The following is a 6,711-nucleotide window of genomic DNA, read 5'->3' as shown; positions in this document are numbered from 1 at the left end:
GACCGAACTCAGCATATGCATGTTGCCAAATTCAGCTGCTGCCTGTGTCGGAACGACTGCCCCTTCGGGTATCAGGTCCTCCAACGACCCAATCGGTGCGAGAACTACAGGGAGCCGAAGTTCGTGACCGAACAATTTCGTCCGCATGTCGATCTCACTCACATCGCGCAAAACCCGGGGGCAAAGTGCAACAGAATCCAACGCCTCACGATTTCGGTTGAAGGTCGTCTCGGTTTCGGACCCACCCATCAAGTAGTCCCAAGCACCGTCCGTCACATTGGCCCGCGCCGCCGCAACGAAGTCGTGCATGACCCTGAATTCTTGATCTTCAGCCATATTTGGAAATTCCCCAGTATTTAAATTGGCATTTAAATTGGCTCAGCTAATGGATCGGTAGTTTAAGGTGTGAGCCGAATGCCGCAAGGAATTTTGCGGCCTTTTCTTATAAGATATTGAAGCACATTATAAGGAAACGAATTTATTGGATGAGGAACGAACCAGATGGCTTTTAAAATGGAGTTTGTTGATCCGACGGGTGGGACGGAAATTACTCAAAAACATGCCGACCGGGTCGATAGCCTAAATGGCAAAACCGTCGGCTTTTTGAGCAACGACGAATGGCAGGCGTTTCGCATGATGCCGATGATAAAAGAGGCCCTGGAAAACAACTTCTCCGACATCAAAGTTCTGCCAGTGGATACATTCCCCTACGGCAACCACAACATCGCGGCAGAGGAAACCACCCAGTTGGCCCTGGACGCAGGTGTGGACGCGGTCATTATCGGCAACGCTGCCTGAGGGTCCTGCGCCACCGCCAGCGGCCGTGCTGCCGCTCAATTAGAGATACAAGGTATTCCGACTGTCACCCTAACCCGTGACGACTTTATTGGTGTTTTTCAAAACGCTGTCTCCGGTCTTGGCTTCGGTCAGGACATGGCCATGGTGACCTTTCCCATAGATTTATTTCTGGCCGACAGCGACCTCGAACCGTTGCGATTGCGCCTTGATGAGTTTTTTAAGGGCCTAACGGATTGGTCTCCCGCAAGCAACGAATTCGGACTTCAATTCCAGCCGTCGCACATTGTAGAATCTGAGACCGAAGACCAGACCTTCACAAATGCAAATAATCTCATCCTTATGAACTTGTGGGCGGATGGACTACCCGTGCTGCCCCCGACCCGTGAGCGGGTTGATTGGATATTACAAGGCTCCGATTTGGCGTCTGATCATATCCTCGGGAAATTCCTGCCGCGCGGCGGCGTCACCAATGTGGAAACCGTTGCGGTCGCGCTGGCCATGGCAGGTGGGCGCCCTGAATACCTGCCCATATTAATTGCTGCGGCGCAGGCGATATTCGATCCCCGCACGTTCCACGACCGGCTTCAAGCGGCGTCCGGAAATGCCTTTCCCGTGGTGATCGTCAACGGTCCCATCGCCAAGCAAATCCGACTCAGTGCGGATTACGGATGTCTTGGACCTGATCCTCAACGACCTGCCGGGACCAGCATTGGCAGAGCCTTGCGATTGTTGCAGCAAAATGTCGGCGGCGCCCTGCCGGGTGTTGGCAGTGTTGGTGTCTATGGCGGCATGCGAACGACCAATGCCGTGTTTGCCGAAGACGAAGACGGCCTGCCGGATAATTGGCTGCCGCATGGTTCAGAACGACATGGGTTCGAGCCCGGTCAAAGCTCTGTATCAGTTGTGTTTGCCAGCGGTGTCGCCAATATTAAACGGAGAGCAACAGGCCCAATTGAGCCCGAAGATGAAGCGCTGGAAAGCCTTCATCGAACCGCCGGATTCCTCCGAGCCCCCAGCATGCATTATTTAAACGGCTACGAAGATGGAACCCCTGGCATCCTGATGATGACCCGTGTTGCCGCCATGCAAATGGCCAAGGCGGGATGGGACAAAGAAAAAATTCAGAACTTTTTATGGGAGAATTCCCGCATCCCGCACGAAGAAATTATGCAATCCGGATGCTTTCGTTGGATCAGAGCAGACCCCAGCAAAACCGTTCGTGACAGCGAAACCATGGAGATGTGGCCGATTACTAGCCGAGCTGAAAATCTTATTATTTTGGTGGCGGGCGGTGCCCACCCGACCAACAGCTATTGGCTACAAGGATATTGCCCTTATGTCGCCGGGCAGGAAATATCTGTGCCGGGTGACTTTGACCGATTGCTAAAAGAGTCAGAACGGGACATTGGCTGCGGGGCGGAGGTTTGCCTAATTTAGGCTGACAAATTGACCAGTGACCCTGTCGGCACAGCGCCCGAACTGCTTGAACTGATGAATTGAACCAAGGCTTGGTTGAAAGAACTGCTTTGACCAAGCCCGACTTGCAATTGCTGTAATGCCAGAACCCGAGCCCCCGCTATGACCCCCGCCCGACGGAGCCGCGCCTCGCCCAGACGAGCCTCTTCAACCGTTGTAAACTTTAGGCCGTCGATGCCCAACGCAGACGAATTTAATGGCTGAGGCGTGACCGTTATGCTGCCGCCAAACCGTGTCGTTGGAATTTTAATTTGAAGGCTGCTGCTGGAAATAAAATTAGCCCCCTTCACATTCGCCGTTGCCACCAATCGATTTATCAGCCCAATCGCACGGTTTATTTGCGTCTCAATATTGAGGCCGGAAACCCGGGTCCCGTCTACGGTCAGGTTCGTGTCGGAAGCGACAACGCCGCCCTTGGTCGCGAGGTCCGCTAACTGGGTCAGTTGTTCAAGGGCCTTTTGAATTGAGGTTCCTGCAAGGATTGCCTGACTCAGGCCCCGCCGCGCATCGTTGATATCCAGCCTGATCGATTGCGTGACAAAACGGCCGGGGCTCAGGCTATCCGTAAGGTTAAAGGCGACGTTCGCAATCTTTGACGTACTTGTGGTCGGGCGAACGAATTCTAACGCCGCCCGATTGTCGAGGGCAATGCTCTGAGCCGCCACAGCATTGAATTCAATCGCCACGAGCTATCTCCAAAGGATTGTTCCCAGAAATCTTTGGGTTCAGGCGTAAATTATTCTAGCAGACTCCTCGCGCCGAATGAAAAATATTTTGCTTAGGACGAGGAGCCTGTTTCAATGGCCTTTAGAATTTTGGGCGGTGACAAGGGCAGTGAACTCATCGTTATGCCAATGGCATTTTCAACCGCATTGGCGACTGCTGCTGGTGCTGAGACCAAGGGGGGCTCCCCCACACCTCGCACACCATAAGGATGGTTCGGGTTGGGAACCTCTATCATCACAGGTTCAATCATCGGCACGTCGGAAGCAACAGGCATGCGATAATCCAAGAACCCGGTGTTTAGAAGGTGCCCCTGATCATCATATATATATTCTTCATTCAAGGCCCAGCCGATGCCTTGCACGGCAGCACCCTGCATTTGCCCTTCCACGTAATCCGGTGAAATGGCGCGGCCAACGTCTTGGAAAACCGTGTGGCGTTTGGGAGAGACGAACCCCGTTTCCGGGTCAACCTCAACATCCACCAGTTGAGCACAAAATGCAGCGCCCTGGCCTGTTGCGTTAATCTCCGAATGACCCGCAATGGGGCCACCCATTTTCGTCGCCATACCAGCCAACTGACCAAAGCTCAGCGGTTTGTTATCCCCTTTGTGAGCATCCGACGGAACCGCCTGACCAGAATCCCATGTTACGTCTTCGACTGGGATGTCCCATTTTTTAGCTGCCAGTTCGCGCAGCTTTTCAATCACTTCGCGGGTCGCATTGACCACTGCCATGCCGGTCGCATAGGTGGTGCGACTTCCCGCTGTCAGGTAGCTGAATCCAAGTGATCCTGTATCAGCGACAATGGGCTTTACCAATTCGACATCAATCCCCAATTCCTCCGCCGCCATGACGCGCATGGAGGAGCGTGATCCACCGATATCGGGATTGCCGGTGGCGATGCTTAAAGTGCCATCATCGTGAAGATTGGCAGACGCACTACTGAGCCCGCCGCCGTGTAACCAGTACCCAACCGCAAATCCACGGCCCTGATTGGCCTCTAAGGCCGCCGAATAATGCGGATGGCTTTTTGCCTGCTCAAGAACCTCTATCAAACCAATACGACTATGCTTGGTCCCCATGAGACTCTGGTCGCCGTCCTTGACCGCGTTCTTCAATCGAAGATCAATCGGGTCTATATCCAATCGCTTGGCGAGTTCGTTCAACACACCTTCTGTCGCCGAAGCAGCCATCGGCGCACCAGGGGCACGATAGGCCGCTGCTTTAGGTCGGTTGACGCACACGTCGTAGCCTGTCGCCTTCAAGTTCTCAATATTGTAGGGTGAGAAAAAGGTATCGACGGCACGGCCAATGGGTGACCCCTTGAAGGCTCCGGCTTGATACCAGATATCGGCATGCCCGGCGGTAATTGTGCCGTCTTTTTTAGCCCCAATTTTAATTTTGCAGTAGGATCCTACCGTTGGGCCCGTGGCGCGAAATACCTCTGACCGGGTCATCGCCATGCGCACCGGGCGACCGGTCATTTGTGATAAGCGAACAGCTACGGGTTCTGCATAGATCGTGGTTTTCCCACCAAACCCGCCGCCGATTTCAGACGCGGTGACCCGAATTTTTGCCATGTCCATATTGAGTAACTTGGCCAACAGCGTGCGGGCCACGAAATGCCCCTGGGTGGAGGTCCAAAGTTCCAAAGTTCCATCTTCCGATGCGGCTGCAACACAGGCCATCGGTTCGATATAACCCTGATGCACAGGCTGAGAACGAAATTCGCGCTCAATAATTTCATCCGCTTCGGCAAAGCCTTTTTCCAAATCGCCACGTTCACCGGAAATAATCCTGAACACGTTGGAGGGTTGGCTCGTCTCAGGGTCTGTGCCCGCCGTATACTGATGTTCGTGTAGAATGGGTGCGTCTGGTTGAGCTCCTTCTAATGGGTCCAACACATGCGGCAATACTTCATACTCAACTTTAATCAGCTTTACAGCTTTGCGCGCAATGGATTCAGACGTCGCGGCAACAGCCGCCACAGCATGGCCGTCATAAAGCACTTTTTCCCGCGCCATGACGTTACGTGAGATGTCATGGAAATCGTTGATGATCGGCAGGTAGGGTGGTTCTGATAACGGGTGATCGGGTATGGCCGCACTGGTCATGACCGCTTTCACACCCTTCATCACCTCTGCCTCAGACGTGTCGATTGAGATTATCTTGGCATGCGCATGCGGACTTCTGAGGATCTTCGCATGCAGCATGCCCGGCAGGATCATGTCGTCGCCATAACGTGCGCGACCTGTCACCTTGTCCACGCCGTCAGGCCGGGGAGTGTTACTGCCGACCCATTTGTAGTTACTGCCAGCTCTCGGTTTGCTTTCTTCGTTCATGATCCGCTCGCCCTCATTTCCGCTGCCACGTCCATCACGGCGCGTATAATTTTGTCATAGCCTGTGCACCGGCACAGGTTCCCAGCCAATCCAAAACGGATTTCCGTTTCCGTCGGGTCTGGATTCTTTTCCAACAGAGCCTTCGCCATATTGAGAATTCCCGGCGTACAGACACCGCATTGCAGGGCCGCTTGGTCGAGAAACTTTTGTTGCAGCGGATGCAATTCACCGCCTTTGGCCATGCCTTCAATTGTTTCAACATTGGCACCGTCGAGTTCTGCTCCTAGAACCAGACAGGAATTGACCGGACGACCATTCACGATGACCGTACAGGCACCACAATCGCCTGTGCCACAGCCGTTCTTAGTGCCAGTTAATTGCAATTCGCCGCGCAGAACGTCGAGCAATGTCTGCTCAGCGCTACACGTAAACTCAGTCTCATCACCATTGATGGTGGCGGTTATATTATGTTTCGTCATTAGCTCTTCTCCGCACGTTGCCAGGCTATCGTTGTCACCCGGCGTGCCAGGACTCCCGCCACCTTGGTGCGAAATTCAATGGTTCCGCGTTTGTCATCAATCGGGTTACAGACGCCACTGGCAGCAGATGCCAATGCGTCTAACACCGCATCATCAAGATTCTTTCCGACCAAAATATCCGATGCAGCCTCCACCAACACAACCGTCGGTGCCACAGCACCAAGTGCCATTCGCACTGCGGCACAGGTACCATCGTCGTTTAGTGATAACGAAACCCCGGCCCCCACAACAGCGATATCCATTTCCGTCCTGGGAATGAAGCGCAGGTAGGCATCGCCAGCGCGCGTTGGCGGTTTCGGCAAAATAATTTGGACCACGAATTCGTCTGGCCCCAAAGAAGTTTGGCCCGGACCCGTTACAATTTCCTCAACCGGAACTTCGCGGGTTCCGCCAGAACCAGCAATCACGGCTTTCGCTGCCGCGGCAATCAAGGCTGGTACGCTGTCAGCAGCAGGGGATGCATTACAAAGATTGCCGCCCATCGTCGCGCGACCTTGCACCTGATCCGAACCGATCAGTTCCATCGCCTCCACAACACCGGGCCACAGGGCATTTACCTCTGCGTGTTCCCCCAGTTCGGCCCCCGTCACGGCTGCACCTATTTTAATATCATCTGAGCCGACGGTAATTGCCCGGACTTCGGCGATCTTTTTAATATCGATCAACACCTCAGGCTCAATAAGGTCTTCCCTCATCTGCACCAACAGGTCCGTCCCCCCGGCAAAAATCTTGGCACCTTGGGTCCCAGCAGCCAGCAGCCCAACGGCTGCCTCTACTGTTTCCGGCGCTTCATATTTCAATTCTGTCACAGCCTTCAATACTCCTGCTCAC

Annotated in this window: 7 protein-coding genes; 2 read left to right on the top strand and 5 right to left on the bottom strand. The window is 53.9% G+C overall.

Features of this window, described 5'->3' with window-relative positions; genetic code table 11:
* Positions 1-336, bottom strand: a 336-nt coding sequence (locus HOM51_03470; protein MBT5033558.1) for an alpha-hydroxy-acid oxidizing protein, incomplete at its 3' end; no start/stop codon positions are given.
* A 165-nt stretch (positions 337-501) separates the two neighbouring features.
* Between HOM51_03470 and HOM51_03465 the strand changes: the two genes are divergently transcribed.
* On the top strand, positions 502-798 hold the full coding sequence (locus HOM51_03465; protein ID MBT5033557.1) for a hypothetical protein: 297 nt from the start codon (positions 502-504) through the stop codon (positions 796-798).
* 141 nt (positions 799-939) lie between these two features.
* On the top strand, positions 940-2,235 hold the full coding sequence (locus tag HOM51_03460; protein MBT5033556.1) for a hypothetical protein: 1,296 nt from the start codon (positions 940-942) through the stop codon (positions 2,233-2,235).
* Here HOM51_03460 and HOM51_03455 read toward each other — a convergent pair.
* The 4 genes from HOM51_03455 to HOM51_03440 form a co-directional block, all read right to left on the bottom strand.
* A complete protein-coding gene (locus tag HOM51_03455) occupies positions 2,232-2,960 on the bottom strand; it encodes a hypothetical protein (GenBank protein ID MBT5033555.1) in 729 nt (242 codons plus the stop codon). The two genes, HOM51_03460 and HOM51_03455, sit on opposite strands and share 4 nt — an antisense overlap.
* A 92-nt stretch (positions 2,961-3,052) precedes the next feature.
* The gene (locus HOM51_03450; GenBank protein MBT5033554.1) at positions 3,053-5,341 is read right to left on the bottom strand and encodes a xanthine dehydrogenase family protein molybdopterin-binding subunit; all 2,289 of its coding nucleotides are present in this window, start codon (positions 5,339-5,341) and stop codon (positions 3,053-3,055) included.
* A complete protein-coding gene (locus HOM51_03445) occupies positions 5,338-5,820 on the bottom strand; it encodes a (2Fe-2S)-binding protein (protein MBT5033553.1) in 483 nt (160 codons plus the stop codon). The genes HOM51_03450 and HOM51_03445 overlap by 4 nt, the downstream gene beginning before the upstream one ends.
* Positions 5,820-6,680: a xanthine dehydrogenase family protein subunit M gene (locus tag HOM51_03440; GenBank protein ID MBT5033552.1), complete on the bottom strand. Its 861-nt coding sequence runs from the start codon at positions 6,678-6,680 to the stop codon at positions 5,820-5,822. Before HOM51_03440 ends, HOM51_03445 begins: the two co-directional genes overlap by 1 nt.
* Positions 6,681-6,711 lie beyond the last annotated feature (31 nt).

The organism is Rhodospirillaceae bacterium (genome assembly GCA_018660465.1).
Taxonomy (GTDB): domain Bacteria; phylum Pseudomonadota; class Alphaproteobacteria; order Rhodospirillales; family JABJKH01; genus JABJKH01.
This window is presented reverse-complemented; position numbering and strand designations above follow the sequence as displayed.